This is a genomic window from Paraburkholderia sp. MM5384-R2, assembly GCF_014201025.1.
Taxonomy (GTDB): Bacteria; Pseudomonadota; Gammaproteobacteria; order Burkholderiales; family Burkholderiaceae; genus Paraburkholderia; species Paraburkholderia tuberum.
Genome location: NZ_JACHDI010000006.1, coordinates 231,646 through 251,883 on the forward strand (window position 1 = coordinate 231,646; position 20,238 = coordinate 251,883).

Annotated in this window: 17 protein-coding genes and 2 tRNA genes; 13 read left to right on the forward strand and 6 right to left on the reverse strand. The window is 62.9% G+C overall.

Features of this window, described 5'->3' with window-relative positions; all coding sequences use genetic code 11:
• The first annotated feature begins 40 nt into the window (after window positions 1-40).
• The 10 genes from HDG37_RS13135 (at window position 41) to HDG37_RS13180 (ending at window position 8,561) form a co-directional block, all read left to right on the forward strand.
• Window positions 41-117, forward strand: a tRNA-Val gene (locus HDG37_RS13135).
• A 254-nt stretch (window positions 118-371) separates the two neighbouring features.
• Window positions 372-2,279, forward strand: coding sequence for a threonine--tRNA ligase (thrS, locus tag HDG37_RS13140; RefSeq protein ID WP_184047886.1), 1,908 nt, complete (start codon window positions 372-374; stop codon window positions 2,277-2,279).
• A 49-nt stretch (window positions 2,280-2,328) separates the two neighbouring features.
• Entirely contained in the window at window positions 2,329-2,853 is a 525-nt protein-coding gene (infC, locus tag HDG37_RS13145) for a translation initiation factor IF-3 (RefSeq protein WP_075643713.1), read from the forward strand.
• Between the two features lie 258 nt (window positions 2,854-3,111).
• Window positions 3,112-3,309, forward strand: a complete 198-nt coding sequence (gene rpmI, locus HDG37_RS13150; protein WP_006052501.1) for a 50S ribosomal protein L35 — start codon at window positions 3,112-3,114, stop codon at window positions 3,307-3,309.
• A gap of 29 nt (window positions 3,310-3,338) precedes the next feature.
• Window positions 3,339-3,698, forward strand: coding sequence for a 50S ribosomal protein L20 (gene rplT / locus HDG37_RS13155; RefSeq protein WP_006052502.1), 360 nt, complete (start codon window positions 3,339-3,341; stop codon window positions 3,696-3,698).
• A gap of 158 nt (window positions 3,699-3,856) precedes the next feature.
• Complete coding sequence (gene pheS, locus HDG37_RS13160) at window positions 3,857-4,870, forward strand: phenylalanine--tRNA ligase subunit alpha (RefSeq protein ID WP_184047888.1); 1,014 nt, start codon at window positions 3,857-3,859, stop codon at window positions 4,868-4,870.
• A 160-nt stretch (window positions 4,871-5,030) separates the two neighbouring features.
• Window positions 5,031-7,466, forward strand: a complete 2,436-nt coding sequence (pheT, locus tag HDG37_RS13165) for a phenylalanine--tRNA ligase subunit beta (RefSeq protein WP_184047891.1) — start codon at window positions 5,031-5,033, stop codon at window positions 7,464-7,466.
• 69 nt (window positions 7,467-7,535) lie between these two features.
• The gene (locus tag HDG37_RS13170; protein ID WP_090800976.1) at window positions 7,536-7,952 is read left to right on the forward strand and encodes an integration host factor subunit alpha; all 417 of its coding nucleotides are present in this window, start codon (window positions 7,536-7,538) and stop codon (window positions 7,950-7,952) included.
• Window positions 7,953-7,991: 39 nt separating this feature from the next.
• Window positions 7,992-8,408, forward strand: a complete 417-nt coding sequence (locus tag HDG37_RS13175; RefSeq protein ID WP_184021872.1) for a MerR family transcriptional regulator — start codon at window positions 7,992-7,994, stop codon at window positions 8,406-8,408.
• A 76-nt stretch (window positions 8,409-8,484) separates the two neighbouring features.
• Window positions 8,485-8,561 (forward strand) — tRNA-Pro (locus HDG37_RS13180).
• Window positions 8,562-8,577: 16 nt separating this feature from the next.
• Here the strand turns inward: HDG37_RS13180 and HDG37_RS39215 are convergent.
• From HDG37_RS39215 to HDG37_RS13200, 4 genes are read right to left on the reverse strand one after another with little or no spacing between them, the layout of a single operon-like run.
• Window positions 8,578-9,030 (reverse strand): lysozyme inhibitor LprI family protein, encoded by a 453-nt coding sequence (locus tag HDG37_RS39215; RefSeq protein WP_260334740.1) that lies wholly within the window; start codon window positions 9,028-9,030, stop codon window positions 8,578-8,580.
• Between the two features lie 17 nt (window positions 9,031-9,047).
• The gene (locus HDG37_RS13190) at window positions 9,048-10,199 is read right to left on the reverse strand and encodes an acyl-CoA dehydrogenase family protein (protein ID WP_184047894.1); all 1,152 of its coding nucleotides are present in this window, start codon (window positions 10,197-10,199) and stop codon (window positions 9,048-9,050) included.
• Window positions 10,200-10,211: 12 nt separating this feature from the next.
• On the reverse strand, window positions 10,212-11,420 hold the full coding sequence (locus HDG37_RS13195; RefSeq protein ID WP_184047897.1) for an acyl-CoA dehydrogenase family protein: 1,209 nt from the start codon (window positions 11,418-11,420) through the stop codon (window positions 10,212-10,214).
• A 30-nt stretch (window positions 11,421-11,450) separates the two neighbouring features.
• Complete coding sequence (locus HDG37_RS13200; RefSeq protein ID WP_184047900.1) at window positions 11,451-13,571, reverse strand: 3-hydroxyacyl-CoA dehydrogenase NAD-binding domain-containing protein; 2,121 nt, start codon at window positions 13,569-13,571, stop codon at window positions 11,451-11,453.
• Window positions 13,572-13,697: 126 nt separating this feature from the next.
• Between HDG37_RS13200 and HDG37_RS13205 the strand changes: the two genes are divergently transcribed.
• Complete coding sequence (locus HDG37_RS13205) at window positions 13,698-14,606, forward strand: LysR family transcriptional regulator (protein ID WP_184047903.1); 909 nt, start codon at window positions 13,698-13,700, stop codon at window positions 14,604-14,606.
• A 10-nt stretch (window positions 14,607-14,616) separates the two neighbouring features.
• Here the strand turns inward: HDG37_RS13205 and HDG37_RS13210 are convergent, their stop codons facing one another.
• Complete coding sequence (locus HDG37_RS13210) at window positions 14,617-15,483, reverse strand: hypothetical protein (RefSeq protein WP_184047906.1); 867 nt, start codon at window positions 15,481-15,483, stop codon at window positions 14,617-14,619.
• A 321-nt stretch (window positions 15,484-15,804) separates the two neighbouring features.
• Between HDG37_RS13210 and HDG37_RS13215 the strand changes: the two genes are divergently transcribed.
• Both HDG37_RS13215 and HDG37_RS13220 read left to right on the forward strand, forming a co-directional pair.
• The gene (locus HDG37_RS13215; protein WP_184047909.1) at window positions 15,805-17,469 is read left to right on the forward strand and encodes an acyl-CoA synthetase; all 1,665 of its coding nucleotides are present in this window, start codon (window positions 15,805-15,807) and stop codon (window positions 17,467-17,469) included.
• A gap of 49 nt (window positions 17,470-17,518) precedes the next feature.
• The gene (locus HDG37_RS13220; protein WP_184047912.1) at window positions 17,519-17,899 is read left to right on the forward strand and encodes a DUF5594 family protein; all 381 of its coding nucleotides are present in this window, start codon (window positions 17,519-17,521) and stop codon (window positions 17,897-17,899) included.
• 105 nt (window positions 17,900-18,004) lie between these two features.
• On the opposite strand, the gene HDG37_RS13225 is transcribed toward HDG37_RS13220, so the two are convergent.
• Complete coding sequence (locus HDG37_RS13225; protein ID WP_184047915.1) at window positions 18,005-20,122, reverse strand: phosphocholine-specific phospholipase C; 2,118 nt, start codon at window positions 20,120-20,122, stop codon at window positions 18,005-18,007.
• Between the last annotated feature and the right edge of the window lie 116 nt (window positions 20,123-20,238).

The window sequence follows — 20,238 nt, forward strand, 5'->3', positions numbered from 1 at the left end:
TTGCCAAGCTGCGCTATACCCCATATACTCTCGTTTCTTCAGGCTCGTAGCTCAGCTGGTTAGAGCACCACCTTGACATGGTGGGGGTCGTTGGTTCGAGTCCAATCGAGCCTACCAACGAAAATGAAATTCCGGCCTCGCTGGGGTTTCGCAAACTGCAGTAAGCGCTTTGAGCGCAAAAAGGCGAATACGGTTATGACACCGCGAACGTTGACCGAAACCACTTCGGAACGACGCTAGTCGAGGACCACTTTCGCCAGTGAAGTTTGCATAAAATGTGAATGCGGCCCCTCGAAAGCGGGGCCGCATTTTTTTTATCTTTTTGACCCTGGTTGTATGTGCCGCCGCCGGTCGGCACCACGGAGAACGCAATGGTTTCGATACGTTTGCCTGACGGTTCTGTTCGACAGTACGAGCATCCGGTGACCGTCGCCGAAGTGGCCGCCTCGATCGGCCCCGGTCTCGCGAAAGCCGCGCTCGGCGGCAAGATCGACGGGGAGCTGGTCGATACGTCCATGCTGATCGATCACGACGTGGCGCTCGCCATCGTCACGGAGAAGGACGCAGACGGTCTCGATATCATCCGCCACTCGACGGCGCACCTGCTCGCGTACGCGGTGAAGGATCTGTACCCGGAAGCGCAGGTCACGATCGGCCCGGTCATCGACAACGGTTTCTATTACGACTTCTCCTATAACCGTCCTTTCACGCCGGAAGATCTCGAAAAGATCGAAAAGCGCATGCAGGAACTCTCGAAGAGGGACGAGCCGGTGTCGCGTCGCGTGGTGTCCCGCGACGAAGCGGTCGAGTACTTCAAGAGCATCGGTGAAAAGTACAAGGCCGAGATCATCGAATCGATCCCCACTAGCGACGAAATCAAACTGTACTCGCATGGCGGCTTCACGGACCTGTGCCGCGGCCCCCACGTGCCGTCCACCGGCAAGCTGAAGGTCTTCAAGCTGATGAAAGTCGCGGGCGCGTACTGGCGTGGCGACTCGAAGAACGAGCAACTGCAGCGCATTTACGGCACGGCCTGGACGAAGAAGGAAGACCAGGAAGCGTATCTCCACATGCTCGAAGAAGCCGAGAAGCGCGACCATCGCAAGCTTGGTAAGCAGCTCGACCTGTTCCACATGCAGGACGAGTCGCCGGGCATGGTGTTCTGGCATCCGCGCGGCTGGACGCTGTGGCAGCAAGTGGAGCAGTACATGCGCCGTCGCGTGAACGACGCCGGCTACCTGGAAATCAAGACGCCATTGATCATGGACCGCTCGCTGTGGGAAGCGTCGGGCCACTGGCAGAACTATCGTGAAAACATGTTCACGACGGAATCGGAAAAGCGCGACTACGCGATCAAGCCGATGAACTGCCCCGGTCACGTGCAGGTGTTCAATCACGGTCTGCGCTCGTATCGCGATCTGCCGCTGCGTTACGCGGAGTTCGGTTCGTGCCATCGCAACGAATCGTCGGGCGCGCTGCATGGACTGATGCGTGTGCGCGGCTTCGTGCAGGACGACGCGCATATTTTCTGTACCGAAGATCAGTTCATCAGCGAATCGATCGCGTTCAACACGCTGGCAATGAGCGTCTACCGCGACTTCGGCTTTGATAACGTCGAGATCAAGCTGTCACTGCGCCCGGATGCGCGCGCCGGCACCGACGAAACTTGGGATCGCGCGGAGCAGGGACTGCGCGAGGCGCTGACGGCCTGCGGCGTCACGTGGGAAGAGTTGCCCGGCGAGGGTGCATTCTACGGCCCGAAGGTCGAGTATCACATCAAGGACGCGCTCGGCCGCTCGTGGCAGTGCGGTACGCTGCAGCTCGACATGGTGTTGCCGGAGCGGCTGGGTGCCGAATACGTTGCCGAAGACAACAGTCGCCGTCGCCCGATCATGCTGCACCGGGCGATCGTCGGATCGATGGAGCGTTTCCTCGGGATTCTGATCGAGCACCATGCCGGTGCAATGCCCGTTTGGCTCGCGCCGATGCAGGTCGTTGTGATGAATATTGCGGAAAGTCAGGCCGAATACGCGCAGGCGCTAGCCCAATCGTTGCAAAAACAAGGGGTTAGAGTCGAGGCCGATTTGCGCAACGAGAAGATTAGCTATAAAATACGGGAGCACACGCTGGAAAAGGTCCCCTACCTGTTGGTGGTCGGCGACAAGGAGCGTGAAGCGCAAACGGTAGCCGTGCGTGCCCGTGGTGGTGTCGATAAGGGTGTAATGCCTGTTGACGCCTTCATTGAGCGTCTGCGCCAGGACGTGCAGTCGTTCAACTGAGCCACTTGGTACCCGGCTCGTTTTTTTTAATTTTTAGAGGAAACGTAACATCGCTACTGATAAGTCTGCGCACCGCATCAACGGTGAAATTACAGCACCCGAGGTGCGACTGGTCGGCGTCGAGAACGAACCGCTCGGCATCGTGAAACTCGCTGATGCGTTCCGCATGTCGGAACAGCAGGACGTAGATCTGGTCGAAATCGCTCCGCAAGCGGTTCCGCCGGTTTGCCGCTTGATGGACTACGGCAAGTTCAAGTACCAGGAAGCGAAGAAGCAACACGAGGCCAAGCTCAAGCAGAAGGTCATCCAGGTCAAGGAAGTCAAATTCCGCCCAGGTACCGACGACGGTGATTACAACGTCAAGCTGCGCAACCTCGTCCGCTTCCTCGAAGACGGCGACAAGACGAAAATCACGCTGCGTTTCCGTGGCCGCGAAATGGCTCACCAGGAAATCGGCATGCGCATGCTCGAACGCCTGCGCACCGACCTCGACGAAGTCGGTCAGGTCGAGCAGATGCCGAAAATGGAAGGGCGCCAGATGATCATGGTGCTCGCTCCGAAGAAAAAGAAGTAAGCGCGAAGCAGTTGGCCGGAGCGGCGGCGTGCCATGTGGCGCGCGCTCCGGCGGCGCAAGGTTGTTTGATGCTGTGCTGGGTGTCCGGCTTGGTGTCGGAAGGTTTCGGAACGTCGCGCATGCAAGTGCGCAGTGGTTCCCGAAAAACGGCCGCTGGCGGTATCGGTGGTCTGCATACCAAGTGGAATGGGTTTCGAAGGGCGGGAAATGGCCATCTGGCCGACCGCACACCCATGTCCATCTAATAATGGAGTTGTCATGCCGAAGATGAAGACCAAGAAGAGCGCTGCAAAGCGCTTCGTGGTGCGTCCGGGCGGTACCGTCAAGCGCGGTCAGGCCTTCAAGCGTCACATTCTTACCAAGAAGACCACCAAGAACAAACGCCATCTGCGCGGCTCCACGGCAGTTCATGATTCCGATCTGAACTCCGTTCGCGCAATGCTGCCGTTCGCTTAACCCTTAACCGACACTCATAGGAGCGAAACATGCCTCGAGTAAAACGTGGGGTTACCGCACGGGCCCGTCACAAGAAGATCATCAAGCTGGCCAAGGGTTACCGCGGCCGTCGCAATAACGTCTATCGCATCGCCAAGCAGGCGGTCATGCGCGCAGGCCAATACGCCTACCGCGACCGCCGCAACAAGAAGCGTGTGTTCCGCGCACTGTGGATCACGCGTATCAACGCGGCGGTGCGCCAGCACGACATGACGTACAGCGTGTTCATCAACGGCCTGAAGAAGGCGTCGATCGAACTGGATCGTAAGGTGCTGGCCGACATGGCTGTGTTCGACAAGGCTGCTTTTGCTGCGATCGTTCAGCAGGTGAAAGCCGCCGTTGCAGCCTGATTGCGCTTCTGGCAATTAAAACTGCGTGGTTCGTTGCAGCGAACATCCGGTAGTCTCGGTGACGCTGCAACAAAAACGGGGCTCCTCACCGAGCCCCGTTTTTGTTGGTAGAACCAGTTTTGTTTCGATAGAAGACTGACGCTGAAATGATGGGATCAATGGATCTGGACCAGATTGTCGCCGACGCGCAAAAAGCCTTCGCAGAAGCCCCCGACGTCACCACCCTCGAGAACGAGAAAGCGCGCTTTCTCGGTAAGGCGGGTGCGCTGACCGAGCTGTTGAAGGGCCTTGGCAAACTCGATCCCGAAACGCGCAAGACCGAAGGCGCACGGATCAACCTCGTCAAGCAACAGGTCGAGGCCGCGCTGACGGCACGTCGTCAGGCGCTCGCCGACGCACTTCTGAACCAGCGTCTCGCTGCTGAAGCGATCGACGTCACGCTGCCGGGCCGCGGTGCCAATGCAGGTAGCCTGCACCCGGTGATGCGCACCTGGGAGCGCGTCGAACAGATTTTCCGTACGATCGGATTCGACGTGGCCGACGGGCCCGAGATCGAAACCGACTGGTACAACTTCACCTCGCTGAACAGCCCGGAAAACCATCCGGCGCGTTCGATGCAGGACACCTTCTACGTCGACGGCAAGGATGCCGACGGCCGCCCGCTGTTGCTGCGCACGCATACGAGCCCGATGCAGGTGCGCTACGCGCGCACCAACACGCCGCCGGTCAAGGTGATCGTGCCGGGCCGCACGTATCGCGTGGATAGCGACGCGACGCATTCGCCGATGTTCAACCAGGTCGAAGGCCTGTGGATTGACGAGAACATCAGCTTCGCGGACCTGAAGGGCGTCTATACCGACTTCCTGAAGAAATTCTTCGAGCGCGACGACATTCTCGTGCGCTTCCGTCCGTCGTATTTCCCGTTCACCGAACCGTCGGCCGAGATCGACATGCAGTTCGAAACGGGCAAGAACGCGGGCAAGTGGCTCGAAATTTCGGGCTCCGGCCAGGTGCATCCGACTGTGATCCGCAACATGGGTCTCGACCCGGAGCGCTACATCGGCTTCGCTTTCGGCAGTGGCCTCGAGCGTCTCACGATGCTGCGTTACGGCGTGCAGGACCTGCGCCTGTTTTTCGAAAACGACCTGCGTTTCCTGCGTCAATTCGCGTGACCCGGCGCGCGCGAGCGCGATGAAGCATCAATCGCGGCAGCGCACCTGGTGCGCGCCGCGAGCGTCCCCGGCAGAGCACACTGAACCGGCGCAAGACCACCGGGCTTTGCGAAGCATCTGCCGGACGTGGACCTAACCTGATCACAACGTACACAGAACCATGCAATTTCCGGAATCCTGGCTCAGAACTTTTGTCGATCCGCAACTGACCACCGACGAGCTGTCGCACGCGTTGACGATGGCGGGTCTCGAAGTCGAAGACCTGCGAACGGCCGCGCCGCCGACCTCGAAGATCGTCGCCGGCCAGGTGCTGGAAGTCGTCAAGCACCCGGATGCGGACAAGCTCAACGTGTGTCAGGTCGACGCCGGCACCGGCGCGACGCTGAACATCGTGTGCGGCGCGCCGAATGTTGCGCCCGGCATCAAGGTGCCGGTCGCGCTGGTCGGCGCGCAACTGCCGCCGGCCGAAGAGGGCGGCGCACCGTTCGCGATCAAGCTGTCGAAGCTGCGCGGCGTGGAAAGCCAGGGCATGCTGTGCTCGGCGCGCGAGCTGAAGCTCTCCGAAGATCACAGCGGTCTGATGATCCTGCCGGAAGACACGCCGATCGGCCAGGACATCCGCGACACGCTCAATCTCGACGACACCGTTTTTGAAATCAAGCTGACGCCGAACAAGGCCGACTGTCTGTCGGTATTCGGCGTCGCGCGAGAAACGTCGGCGATTACCGGAGCGCCGCTGCGTCCGCTCGAAATCAAGCCGGCTCCGGTCACGCTCAACGAAACGCTGCCCGTGAAAATCTCCGCGCCCGATCTGTGCGGCCGTTTCTCGGGCCGCGTGATCCGCGGCGTCAATGCGCGCGCGAAGTCGCCGCAATGGATGGTCGAGCGTCTCGAGCGCTCCGGCCAGCGCAGCATTTCCGCGCTCGTCGACATCTCGAACTATGTGATGCTCGAGCTGGGGCGTCCGTCGCACGTGTTCGATCTCGACAAGATCCACGGCGGCATGGACGTACGCTGGGGCCGCAAGGGCGAAACGCTGAAGCTGCTGAACGGGAACACGGTCGAGCTCGACGAAACGGTCGGTGTGATCGCCGACGAGCAGCATATCGAAAGCCTCGCGGGCATCATGGGCGGCGACAGCACCGCGGTCACGCTCGACACCACCAACATCTATCTCGAGGCCGCGTTCTGGTGGCCCGACAGCATTCGTGGTCGCTCGCGCAAGTACAACTTTTCGACCGATGCAGGCCATCGCTTCGAGCGCGGCGTCGACTACGCGACGACCGTCGATCATATCGAGCGCATCACGCAGCTGATCCTCGACATCTGCGGCGGCGAAGCGGGTCCGGTCGACGATCAGATCGTCAACGTGCCGAAGCGCGCGCCCGTGAAGATGCGCGTTTCGCGCGCGAACCGCATCATCGGCGTCGCGATCGGTGTCGATGAAATCGCGCAGATCTTCACGCGCCTCGGCCTCTCGTTCGAGCGTGACGGCGATACGTTCTCGGTGATGCCGCCGTCGTACCGCTTCGATATCGAAATCGAAGAGGACCTGATCGAAGAGGTCGCGCGTATCCACGGCTTCGAAAAGATTCCGGCGCGCCCGCCGGTCGCGACCAGCGAAATGCGCGCGACCAACGAGACGCAACGCTCCATCCACGCGATCCGTCATGCGCTCGCCGCGCGCGACTACGCGGAAACGGTGAACTTCAGCTTCGTCGACGCCGAGTGGGAGCGGGACTTCGCAGGCAACAGCAACCCCGTGCGTCTGATCAACCCGATCGCGAGCCAGCTGTCGGTGATGCGCACGACGTTGTTCGGCAGCCTGATTCATGTGTTGCGCACGAATCTGAACCGTCGTGCGGCGGACCGCGTGCGCGTGTTTGAAGCAGGTCGCGTATTCCTGCACGATCCGTCGATCAAGGCCGGCGAGCTGACCGTCGAAGGTTTCTCGCAGCCGAAGATGATCGGCGCGCTCGCCTATGGGCCCGCGCTCGACGAGCAGTGGGGCGCAACGACGCGTGCCGTCGACTTCTTCGACGTGAAGGGCGACCTCGAAGCGCTGGTCGCACCGGCGCTCGCGCGGTTCGTACAGGCCGAGCATCCGGCGCTGCATCCGGGACGCAGCGCGCGGATCGAATTGAATGGTCGCGCAGTGGGCTGGATTGGCGAATTGCATCCGCGCTGGCTGCAAAAATATGATTTGCCGCATGCGCCGATTCTGTTTGAAATCGAAGCGGAAGCATTAATGCAACGGGTATTGCCGATTCCGTCGGAAGTTTCAAAATTCCCGCCGGTACGACGTGATATCGCGGTGGTCGTCGATCAGAAAATCGAGGTTCAGGCGCTGCTCGACGAGCTTCAGAAGGCCCAGTCCGAACCGGCCTGCAAGGCTGTCCAGAAGGTTGCACTTTTCGACGAATTTCGTCCAAAATCAAACACTTCCGGTGGTCTGGCCGCGCACGAGAAAAGCCTTGCGTTCCGGGTGACCTTGCAAGATACTGGCGGAACCCTTCAGGATGAAACGGTCGATCTGGCTATTCAAACTCTGGTGGAACGTCTAGCTCGAGTATATGGCGCACGGTTGCGCGGATAACCCGCATTTAACAATTGCACGGCTGTTTCCGCATCCATTGTTTTACGCTTGGCGCGCCATTTGATAGATATGAATGAAATGAACTCGAGTGATTTCGAAGCCCTTCTTACGGCGCAACGCAGCGCCATGATTCGAGATATTCCGACATCATCCGCCGTCGTTTCCAATGAAACGCCGACACTCACCAAGGCGGAACTTGCCGAGTTGCTGTTCGACAATGTCGGGCTCAACAAGCGGGAAGCGAAGGACATGGTCGAGGCGTTCTTCGAGGTGATCCGCGATGCGCTCGAGAGCGGCGATAGCGTGAAGCTGTCGGGCTTTGGCAACTTCCAGTTGCGCGACAAGCCGCAGCGTCCCGGCAGAAATCCGAAGACGGGCGAGGCGATTCCGATTGCGGCACGTCGCGTGGTGACGTTTCATGCAAGTCAAAAACTGAAGGCGCTCGTCGAAAACGGCGCCGAAGCGAGCTTCTCGCGCGCTGATTGACTGGCGCGCTTTCGGGCAACCCATCACGGCTAACTGACGATGACAGCGACGATCGAAAAAGTCGTCTTGCCTCCGATTCCGGCGAAGCGGTACTTCACGATTGGTGAGGTCAGCGAACTTTGTGGGGTAAAGCCTCACGTGCTGCGTTACTGGGAGCAGGAGTTCACCCAGTTGAGGCCGGTCAAGCGGCGCGGCAATCGTCGGTATTATCAGCATCACGAGGTGCTGCTGATCCGGCGGATTCGAGAGTTGCTGTACGAGCAGGGTTTTACGATCAACGGGGCGCGCAACCGGCTCGATTCGCATGGCGGCGGTGGGCCGGATGCGGTGGTCGAAGAGGGTGAGGCTACCGCCGGAGTCGCGGGTCAGGTGCAGGCATCGGCGGCAACGGTTGCGGTCGATGTCGAGAAGTTGCGCAAGGAACTGCAGAACGTAATCGATCTGCTGGGCCACTAGTTCATGGACTTGTTCGCTTTGTTCGTGTCGAGCGGTTCTAATCGAATGAAGTGTCTGTTATAATTTTTCTTCTGTTCGGGGCGTAGCGCAGCCTGGTAGCGTACCTGCATGGGGTGCAGGTGGTCGGAGGTTCAAATCCTCTCGCCCCGACCAAAAAGATCAAAAGGACTTACGGTGAAGGCCGTAAGTCCTTTTTTCTTGTCCGTCGCGCGGGGCAGCGTTTCCCGCTGTCAACGCTTCGCCCACGCTCATCTGCATCCGAAGCCTCGATTGCTTTGCTCATGCGCTCGGTTTCGGCTGTCTTGCACATCGCGACCGCCGTGGGCAGCATCGACCCGCCGCCCCATTCTCGAGAAGCCGATTTTTTGCAGTTGGCGTCACGGCGCGTTTTCCACGCGGTGAGCCTCTTCTCGATCGCCGCATTGCAACTCGCCGACACCGCGGCCTTGCCCTTGACGAGCTGCTCCAGCTTCTGCTCTGCGACGATCTGATCGCGCTTACCAAGCCTGGCACTCGCACTGCCGGTAGCCGTCGCCCGTGGGCATCGCGAGGATGTACATATCAGCTCCTCAAGAATAGGCGAGTGCAATCTGGCAGACTTGTCACCAGCACGCGTTCGCATTCGCAAGCGCACACGAATCACCGCCCTTGAGCCCCCAACGCCACAAACCGCTCCAGATGATGATCCTCATCCCCAAGCTGATGATCGATCATCACGAGCCGCTTCGCGTAATGCGCGAGCGGCAGTTCCCACGTCATACCGATCCCGCCGTGCAACTGGATGCATTCCTCCGCGACTCGCGTGCCGATCCGGCCGATGCTGTACTTTGCCGCCGACACCGCGCGCTCGCGCGCGTTTCGTTCACCGTCGAGCGCCGCCGCCGCGTTGATCACCGCCGAGCGCGCCTGCTCGATTTCGAGCAGCAAATCGGCCATGCGATGCTGCAACGCCTGGAAGCTGCCGATCGGCACGCCGAACTGCTTGCGCGTGCGCAGATAGTCGAGCGTGTAGTCTTTCGCGACGTCCATTGCGCCGACCGCTTCCGCGCACAGCGCGAGCACGCCGCAACTCAGCGCATATTCGAGCGTCGCAAAGCCGTGATCCACTGAGCCGAGCACGGTGTCGTCGCCGAGCGTGACGTCGTCGAACGTCACTTCGGCCGCGCGTCCTCCGTCGATCTTGCGGTAGCCGCGCACGCTCACACCCGTCGCGTCGCTCGGCACCAGAAACAGCGTGATGCCGGCTTCGGCATCGTCCTCGCCGCTCGTGCGTGCCGAGACGAGGAACACCTGAGCATGCTCGCCATGCTGAACGACGGCCTTTGCGCCGTGCAACGTCCACACGCCGCTGTTGCCATTTACGCTTCGGCGCGCGCGCGTCGTTGCGACCCGGGCAAGCTCGTAATGACTGTCCGGTTCACCATGCGCGAGCGCAACGATCCGCGAGCCGTCGATCAACGAACCCAGCGCCGCATTCTGCAGGTCGCTGCCGCTGCGAGCGATCGCCCGGCCGACGACCAGCGTATCGAGAAACGGTTCGACGACGAGCCCGCGGCCGATGCTCTCGAACACCACGGAAATATCGAACCCGCCGCCGCCAAAACCGCCGCTCGCTTCGTCGAACAGTGCGCCGATCACGCCAAGCTCCGCGAAGCGTGCCCACAATTCGGTGCTGAAGCCTTGCGTCGAGCGTGCGATTTCATCGCGCGTCGCGAAGCCGTACTGCTCGCTGATAAACCGATTCAGCGTATCCGCCAGCATGCGGCGCTCTTCGGTGTGCTGGAAATTCATGACGTGGGCCTCTTACAGTCCGAGGATCATTTTGGAAATGATGTTCTTCTGGATTTCGTTCGAGCCGCCGAAGATCGACAGCTTGCGATTATTGAAGTACTGCGACGCGGCACTCGCGGCTTCGTCGGGGCCGACCGGCACGCCGTCGAAGCCTTCGTGCAGCGCTTCGTCGACGAATGGCTGCGCATAAGCGCCCATCGCACGCCGCGTCAGCGACGAGATCTCCTGACGGATCTCCGTGCCGCGAATCTTCAGCATCGAACTCTCGGCACCGGGCACGCCGCCGCCCCCCACGGCCGCGATCACCCGAAGATTGGTCGTCTTCATGTTCTCGAGATCGATCTCGACGCGCGCCATGCGTGCCGCGAACGCCGGATCCTCGGCGAGCGGCCGGCCATTGCGCAGCTGTGTCGCGGCGATCTTGCGCAGACGGTTGAACGCGGCGACGGAAAAGCCGACGCCGGCGATATTGGTGCGCTCGTACGTAAGCAGATATTTCGCGTAGGTCCAGCCCTTGTTTTCTTCGCCGACGAGATTTCCGGCCGGCACGCGCACGTCGGTGAAGAACACTTCATTGACCTCGTGCTCGCCGTCGAGCGTGATGATCGGCCGGACTTCGACGCCCGGCGTGCTCATGTCGATCAGCAGAAAGCTGATGCCTTCCTGTTTGCGCACGTCGGTCGCGGTGCGCACGAGGCAGAAGATCATGTTCGCGTAATGACCGAGTGTGGTCCAAGTCTTCTGGCCATTGACGAGGTAGTGCTCGCCCTGCGCGTCCTTGCCTCGCACTGCCGTCGTCTTGACCGATGCGAGATCGGAGCCCGCGCCGGGCTCCGAATAGCCCTGGCACCACCAGTCGGAACCGTCGAGAATGCGCGGCAGCCAGTGACGCTTCTGCGCCTCGCTGCCGTACTTGATCAGCACCGGCCCGAGCATGTTGACGCCGAACGGCACGACGCGTGGCGCGCCGGCGAGTGCGCATTCGTTTTCGAAGATGAATTTCTGCACTGCGCTCCAACCCGGGCCGCCGTACTCTTTCGGCCAGTGATTCGCGAGCCAGCCTTGCGCGTTCAGAATCGCGTGCCACTCGGCCATGTCGCCGCGCGTCAGACGCCGCCCGCCGTGCACCTTGCCGGCGAGACGTCGCGGGAGCTTGTCGCGCAGAAACGCCAGCACGCTGGCGCGAAACGCTTCTTCCCCGGAGGTGAAGTTCAGATCCATCGCAGTCGTTCCGTCAGTGTTCGTGGTGGTTCAGGCCGTCGTGTTCAGGCTCGCGAAATCCGCGCCGCGCTCGACCAGCTCGACGAGCAGCGGCGACGGCCGCCAGAACAGCGGGTCTTCCTTAGCGAACCCGCGGATGTCGGCGAGAATCGTCGGCAGGCCGACGCTATCCGCGTATTTCATCGGACCGCCGCGGTAGCGCGGAAAGCCGTAGCCGTACAGCAGGGTCACGTCGACGTCGAGCGGGCGCAGCGCGATACCTTCGTGGACGACGTTCGCGCCTTCGTTGATCATCGCGGCCAGATAGCGGCGCATGATCTGCTCGTCGGTGAAGCTGCGCGGCGTGATGCCCGCGCGCGCACGCTCGGCGTCGATGATCGCCTCGACTTCGGGGTCGGGCATGCCGCCGCGCGATCCTTCGGGGTACAGATAGAATCCGCGGCCGGTCTTCTGGCCGAACCAGCCGCGCTCGCACAGGCGGTCGGCGATCTGCACGTAGCGCGCGTTCGGGTCGCGCGTGGCCGCGCGGCGTTTGCGCGCCGCCCAGCCGATGTCGCCGCCCGCGAGGTCGACCACCTGAAACGGGCCCATCGGCAAGCCGAACGCCCGCACCGCCGCGTCGATCTGATACGGCGACGCACCGTCTTCCAGCAGCGCGTCCGCGGCGGCGCGGTACACGGCAAGCAGGCGATTGCCGATGAAGCCGTCGCACACGGCGGCGCGCACCGGCGTCTTGCGCAGCTTCTTCGCGAACTCGAACGCGGTCGCGACGACGTCGGCGCTGACCTGCTTCGGCACCACGACTTCGAGCAGCTTCATGATGTTGGCGGGCGAGAAGAAGTGCAGGCCGATTACGTCGGCGGGGCGCGAGATGCTGGCTGCGATCGCGTCGATGTCCAGATACGACGTGTTGGTCGCGAGCACCGCACCGGACTTGCAGACGCGATCGAGCTCGGCGAATACGGCCTTTTTGACGTCGAGATCTTCGAACACGGCTTCGATCACGAGGTCGGCGTGAGCAAGCGCATCGTACGACGTGCTGCCGCTCCAGCGCGCCATGGTCGCGGCTTTCTTCTCAGCGGTGAGGCGGCCCCTGGCGATCAGCCCGTCGTAGACCTTGTCGATGTGCGCGCGGCCACGCGCGAGCGCCGCTTCGTCGCGTTCGATCAGCGTGACGGGCAGCCCCGCGTCGAGCACTGCGACCGCAATGCCCGCGCCCATCGTCCCGCCGCCGATCACGCCGATCGCCTCGAGCGCGCGCGGTTTCGCGTCGCGCGTTTCGGGCGCCTTCAGCACTTCGCGCTCGGCGAAGAATGCGTGAACCAGGCCGGCGCGCTGCGGGCTGTCGAGGCATTGCAGGAACAGCTTGCGTTCGAGCTTCAAGCCCTCCTCGAAGGGCTGTTCGATCGCGGCTTCGACGGCATCGACGATTTTCAGCGGCGAGAACAGGCCGCGCGCTTTCTTCGCGGTTTCGTCGCGCGCTTTCGCGACGGCGGCGCGGCTCGCGGCGCGATCGATCAATGCGGCGGCGTCGCGCGTGCGGCGTACCGGCGCGTGCGCGGCGAGCAGCTCGTGCGCGTAGGCGAGCCCTTCGGCGAGGATGTCGCCACTGTCGCCGAGACGGTCGACAAGGCCGAGCGCGAGCGCCTCCTTCGCGCTCGCGTGACGGCCGCTCAGCATCAGGTCGAGCGCCGCCGGCGCGCCGATCAGACGCGGCGTGCGTTGCGTGCCGCCCGCGCCAGGCAGCAGACCCAGCTGCACTTCGGGCAGGCCGAGCTTCGCGCCGTCGACGGCGATCCGGTAATGCGCGGCGAGCGCCACTTCGAGCCCGCCGCCGAGCGCCGCGCCATGCAGCGCGGCAATCACGGGTTTCGTGCATGCCTCGATGCGGTTGCACACGTCCGGCAGCGAAGGCGGCACCGGCGGCTTGCCGAACTCGCGAATATCGGCACCGGCGATGAAATTGCGCCCCGCGCCGACGATCAGCACGGCTTCGACCGCGCGGTCGGCGTCGGCGGCTTCGATCGCGGCCAGCAGGCCGCGCCGCACGTCGGCGGATAGCGCGTTGACCGGCGCGTGGTCGATCGTGACGAGCAGGACCTTGCCGTGCAATTCGCGCGTGACGACGTCGGCTGAGGAGGAAAGGGTCATCGTAGGTGTCTCCGTTTGAGGATGGCGAGGCGCGCCGGATCGTCCCATTCTGGAGTGGTCAACGTTCATTGACAATTACACCGTTGATTGACAGACTGTCAAAATTATTTTGACAACGACTGGGCGATGGACGTCAACTCGCTGACCCTGCTCGTCGACATCCTCGACGCCGGCAATCTGAGCGAAGCGGCACGCCGGCTCAAGATGAGCCGCGCGAACGTCAGCTATCACCTGAATCAGCTCGAGCGTTCGGTCGGCCTGCAATTGGTGCGACGCACCACGCGTCGCGTCGAGCCGACCGAGATCGGTCTGCGGCTCTACGAGCACGGCCGCACGATCCGCAACGCGCTGCTGGCCGCGCGCGAGTCGGTGACGACACTGGGCCAGAGCCTGCAGGGGTGCGTGCGGCTCAGCGTGCCGAGCGGCTATGGCCAGCTCGTGATGTCCGACTGGCTGATCGCGTTCAAGCGGCTGTATCCGGGTATCGTGCTCGATGTGATGTTCGAGAACCGTGTCGAGGATCTGATGCGCGACGAGATCGACATCGCGGTGCGCGTGATGTCGGAGCCGCCGCAAAACCTCGTCGCGCGGGACATGGGGCCAGTCCGGTACGTGGCCTGCGCATCCCCCGAATTCGCGCGGACACACGGCCTGCCCGCGACGCTCGACGACCTGCGCACCGCGCCGCTGATTACCGCGGCCGTGATCGGCAAGCAGTTGCGGCTCGCCGCGTATCTGCGCGACGAGCGTCATGAAGTCCTGCTCGAACCGACGATTATTTCGGAAAACTTTCTATTTTTGCGCCAGGCGGTGCTGGCCGGTCTCGGTGTCGGACTCGTGCCCGACTACGTGGTGCAGGACGATCTGAAGCTCGGCGCCGTGCTGACCGCGCTCGATGCCTGGCGGCTCAGCATCTTCGGCACGCACATGTACATGCTGTACATGCCGGATCGGCATCACACGCGCGCGGCGGCGACGTTCATCGACTTCGTGCTGGAGCAGGCGCGGGGCTCGGGCAGGGGCGGCGCGAACTGAAGCTGCGAACTCAGGCGCCGAGTCTGCGCGCGATGGCCGTCGTGACCATCGGCACGCCGACGCGCAGCAGCTTGCGCACGCCTTCGTCGCTACCGACTTTGCCCACCGCGTTGTCGATCATCGCCTGCATCACGCTCGCCGGATAAAACTCGCGAAACAGCGCGTTGGCGCCGGTTTGCTCGAACACGTGGTGCAGGAACGACCCAACGGGGGGGCCGATGCGCTTGAACAGGCCCATCTTGACCACCCGGTTGTTCCACAGATGCAGCGTGTACGCATTGGAACAGAGCGCCGCGCACTCGTCGAAATAGCGCGGCAGGAACACCTTGTAGTAATCGTTGAAATGCACCGGATAGAACAGGCTTTCGGGAAGACCGGCCTTCACGCCGTAGATGGCGGTCAGCAGACGCGGGCCGGTGTCGCCCCACTTCAGTGCCCGGCCTTTCATCGCTTCGACCCGTTCGATCGCCTCGTGCAAGCGCGGCTGATCCGGATCGAGCCTCAGAATCGCATTACAGATGCTCGACTGGGTTTCCCGGCCGATCAGATCGCCCTTGGCGTTGAGATCGAAATCGCGTAGCAGCAGCATGTCGGTATCGACCCAGATCTCATCGGTCTTCGTGAACATCACGAAGCGGAAATAGTCGGTGAAATGCTGCATCGACGGCACGCCGTGAATCGGGAAGTCGTTCAGCGAGTCGCGCGGCAGTATCGTGGTCGCGTCCTTCGCGATCACGCCGGGCGGCAGGGTGTCGATCGGCTCGTAGCTATAGAGCGCGACCTCGCTGCCGTACAGCGTGAACGAATTCAGACAGGCGATCTCATAGGGAGAAAGCTCCGGGCCATGCCAGAACGATGCAAACCTTGCCTTGCGCATATGTAATCCAGGTAGCGATCGTGCGGCGCAACATGCGCGCCGAACCTGTGTAACGATCCTAGACGGGCGCGGCACAGGTCAGACGTAAAGGGCTTGAATCGCACAGGAGTTGTCGCAAAACGTTGAGTCCAGCGCAACGAGTCGGCGATTATGAGCGGAACTATGTCGTATCTGGCGAATTCAGTTGCGCCCGGCAATGCATCAACTGAGTGCGCAAGGTCGTGGGCTAAACTTCGGAACACCGGCCATGCGCGCAGAGGCAGCCAGCGACGGACCATGCATCACGCCATGCGGCGACAACGACGATATCCAGGAGACCCGATGAACCTCGACGGCGAGACTTACGATTCGCTCACGGCCAGATTCGCGTGGCGTATTCCACCGCGCTACAACATCGGCGTCGACACATGCGACAAGTGGGCCGATGGCTCGGGGCGTCTCGCGCTGATCTACGAAGACGCCGACGGCCGCGCGACCCGCTATACGTTCGACGAACTGAAAGCCCTGTCCGACCGCTTCGCCAATGCGCTGCTCGCGGCGGGCGCGCGGCGCGGCGAGCGCATCGGCATCTTTCTGTCGCAATCGATCGAAACGGCCATCGCGCATCTCGCGGCCTACAAGGCCGGCATGGTCGCGGTGCCGCTGTTCGCGCTGTTCGGCGTGGACGCGATCGAGCATCGGCTCGGCGACAGCGGCGCGCTCGCGCTGATCACCGATCACGCCGGCGTGCAAAAGATCGACGAAATTCGCGGCGCGCTGCCCCAGTTGCGGCACGTGTTCAGTGTCGATATCGAGCAGGATGACGAAGCATCGGACGCGCCCGTGCGGTCGTTCTGGGAGGCGTTGAACGGCGCTTGCTCCGAGTTCACGCCGGCCGACACCGCCGCGGACGATCCGGCGATCATCATCTATACGTCGGGCACGACCGGAAAACCGAAGGGCGCGTTGCACGGGCATCGCGTATTGCTCGGGCATCTGCCCGGCGTGGAGATGTCGCAGCAGGGCTTTCCCACGCGCGCGACGCTGATGTGGACGCCCGCTGACTGGGCGTGGATCGGCGGGCTGTTCGACGTGCTGCTGCCATCGTGGCATCACGGCGTCGCGGTGCTGGCGCGCCGTTTTGCGAAATTCGACGGCCACGCCGCGTTCGATCTGCTCGCGCGTCACGCGGTCTCCCATGCGTTTCTACCGCCGACCGCGCTGAAGATGATGCGCGGCGTCGAGCGGCCCGCTCATCTGCGTCTCGCGTTGCAATCGGTCGCGAGCGGCGGCGAATCGCTGGGCGAGGAACTGATCGGCTGGGGGCGCGACGCACTCGGCGTGACGATCAACGAGTTCTACGGGCAGACCGAGTGCAACGTCGTGGTGTCGTCGTGCGCGGCGCTGTTCGAGCCGCGCTTCGGCGCGATCGGGCGCGCGGTGCCGGGGCACCATGTCGCGATCGTCGATGCCGCCGGCAACGAGCTGCCGCCCGGCGCGATCGGCGATATCGCGGTGGCCGCGCCCGATCCGGTGATGTTTCTCGGCTACTGGCGGAACGTTGCGGCCACCAACGACAAATTCCGCGGCAGGTTTCTGCTGACCGGCGATCTCGGCACGCGCGACGCGGACGGCTTCATTCGCTTCGTCGGTCGTGGCGACGACGTGATCACGAGCGCCGGTTACCGGATCGGGCCGGCATCGATCGAGGATTCGCTGCTGCGTCATCCGGCCGTCGCGATGGCGGCCGTGGTCGGCGCCCCCGATCGCGAGCGCACCGAAATCGTGATGGCGTTCGTCGTGCTGAAAGCGGGTTTCGTCGGCGACGATGCACTCGTGCGCGAGATCCAGCAGCACGTGAAGACGCGTCTGGCCGCGCACGAATATCCGCGCGAGATTCGCTTCGTCGAAAGCCTGCCGATGACGGCCACCGGCAAGGTGATCCGCAAGACGCTGCGCGAGGCAGTGACGCACGGTGCGGACGCGATCTCACCGGCGAAAAACTGAGTCTGCTACGATGACCATCCCACGATGGGAATCACAGCGGAGAGATTGGATGCGCCCCGAGAGTGCAATTCGTTTCGACCAGGAGTTCGCGCCGCGCATTGCCGAGGCGATCGCCGCGTGTATCGCAAAGACCGTGCACACCGACGTGTTGCCGCATGGCGAACAGGGTCAGCCCACCCGCGTGCGGATTCACGCCACGCCGCTCGATGAGCTCGGTCATTACCCGCATCCGTTGAATCTGTATCTGACCTGGGACAGCGACGAAATAGAAAGGCTGATGGGCGAGCAGGGCGCGACGCGTTTCGCCAGATATCTGGCCGCGCTGCCGCGCAAGCTCAATGCGTGGACCCAGGCGCGCGAACTCGATTTCTCCACGCACACGCAGGGTGAGCCGGTTACGTTGATCGGCGGGCTCGATTTCGAATCGTAGACGCGCGCGCGATTGCGGGCTTGCGTTCGAGAGTTGGATAAGGACGGCCGCTGTGCCCGAAGAGCCAGCGGCCGTTGCTTTTGCAGCGTTGGGTTACAGCGACGCTCAGCCGCCCAGCGCCGGATCGCTCATGCTGTTGTTTGCCGTCTCGACATGACCGGCGATGCGGCGCGCGAACGTCGGGTCCGTATCGACGGTGATCGCGAGATCGTACCAGCCGTATGCTTTGCGCAGATCGAGGTACAGATTGTCGGTGTCGCCGCCGCGTACCGAATGCTTGATCACATGGCTCGCGTCGTACGCGTTGACGATCGTGAACTGGCAACGCGCGCTGCCGACGTTCTCGAGCCGCAGTTGCAGATTGCCGTTCGCGACATCGTAGCCCTCGGCGACGGCCGGCCGTGCGGTGTCCGAACCATTCCACCAGTTCCGTGCGACCACCTTGCCCGCGAAGCGGCGCAGGAAGCCGTTCGGCCCGTGCACGCTGAAGTCGTAGCTGCCGTCGGCGTTGAGCAGCAGCGCGTCCTGCAGATGCTTGCCCGCTTCGACGGTATAGCTGCGCGGCGCGTCGGCGCTATTGGCCGCGTACACGAGGAACACCGCGCCCGCGCGGCCCGTGTTGACGAAGCGCATCGCCAGCTTGCCGTTCGAGCCTTCGTCGACGCGCACGAACAGTTCGTACGGCAACGCGCGCGCCGGGCGCACACCCGCTTCCTGCTTCGGTACCGTCTGCACCGTCGGCGGTTGCGGCACGTAGTCCGGGTGACGGTTCTGGTCGGCCGGCACGTAGCCGCTCGTGCCCGGCAGCGACGGCACCGACGCGTTCGGATTCGCGAAGTTGAACGCGGAGGTCAGATCGCCGCACACCGCGCGACGCCACGGCGTGATGTTCGATTCGCCGAGATTGTGCTGCTGGCCGAAGCGCTTTTCGATGAAGCGGATCACCGACGTATGGTCGAACACTTCCGAGCACACGTAGCCGCCTTTGGACCACGGCGAGACCACCAGCATCGGCACGCGCGGTCCGAGCCCGTACGGCCCGGCGACGTTCTTCGGATCGCCCGCATAGATTTCGTGCGTGATGTCGACGGTCGACAAACCGTTCGCGCTCGACGCGGCCGCGAACGGTGCGGCGATGTGATCGAAGAAGCCGTCGTTTTCGTCGTAGTTGATCAGCAGCACGGTCTTGCTCCACACGTCCGGGTTCGACGTGAGGATCTGCAGCACCTGATCGATGTACCACGCGCCGTAGTTGGTCGGCCAGTTCGGATGCTCGCTGTACGCTTCGGGCGCGACGATCCACGACACCTGCGGCAGCGTGCCGTTCTGCACGTCGCGCTTCAGAATGTCGAAGTAGCCGTCGCCGTTGACCGCGTTGGTGCCGGTCCGCGCGTTGTCGTACAGCGGGTTGCCCGGCTGCGCGGTGCGGTACTGATTGAAATACAGCAGCGAGTTGTCACCGTAGTTGCCGATGTACGCGTTCTGCGTCCAGCCCCACGAGCCGTTCGCGTCGAGCCCGGTGCCGATGTCCTGATAGATCTTCCACGAGATGCCCGCGTTCTGCAGCACTTCGGGGTAGGTCGACCAGCCGTAGCCGAGTTCCGAATTGTCGATTACCGGGCCGCCGCCGCTGCTGTCGTTGCCGACCCAGCCACTCCACATGTAGTAGCGATTCGGATCGGTCGGGCCCATCAGCGAGCAGTGGTAGGCGTCGCAGATCGTGAATGCGTCGGCGAGCTGATAGTGGAACGGGATGTCGTCGCGCGTCAGGTAGGCCATCGTGGTCGCGCCTTTCGACGGTACCCACTGATCGTTGCGGCCGCCGTTCCATGCGGCGTGCGTGGAGCTCCAGTCGTGCGCGAGATCCTGCAGGAATTGCAGGCCGAGGTTCGGCGCGCCCGGACGGAACGGCAGCACGTAGCTGGCACCGCTGGCATCGGCGGTTTGCGGCTGATACCACACCGGCTGGCCGTTCGCGAGGTTGATCGCGCGCGTGTCGCCGAAGCCGCGCACGCCCTTGAGCGTGCCGAAGTAGTGGTCGAACGAACGGTTCTCCTGCATCAGCACGACGATGTGCTCGACGTCGCGGAGCGTGCCGCTCCGGTTGTTGGCCGGAATCGCGAGCGCATTGCGGATGCCCGGCGGCAGCATGCTCAACGCGGTGAAGGAACCGGCGGCTTGCGCGGCCGAGCGCAGAAAATCACGACGATTGTTTGAGGTCATGGTTGGGGCGGTGGTGGCTTTGATCTTCGGTGGAGGAAAAAGGCACGGGGACGACAATTGCGGTACTGAAGCGGCGATGCTGCGTCGGACGCGCGAAGGCGGGCTAGCCGCCGCGC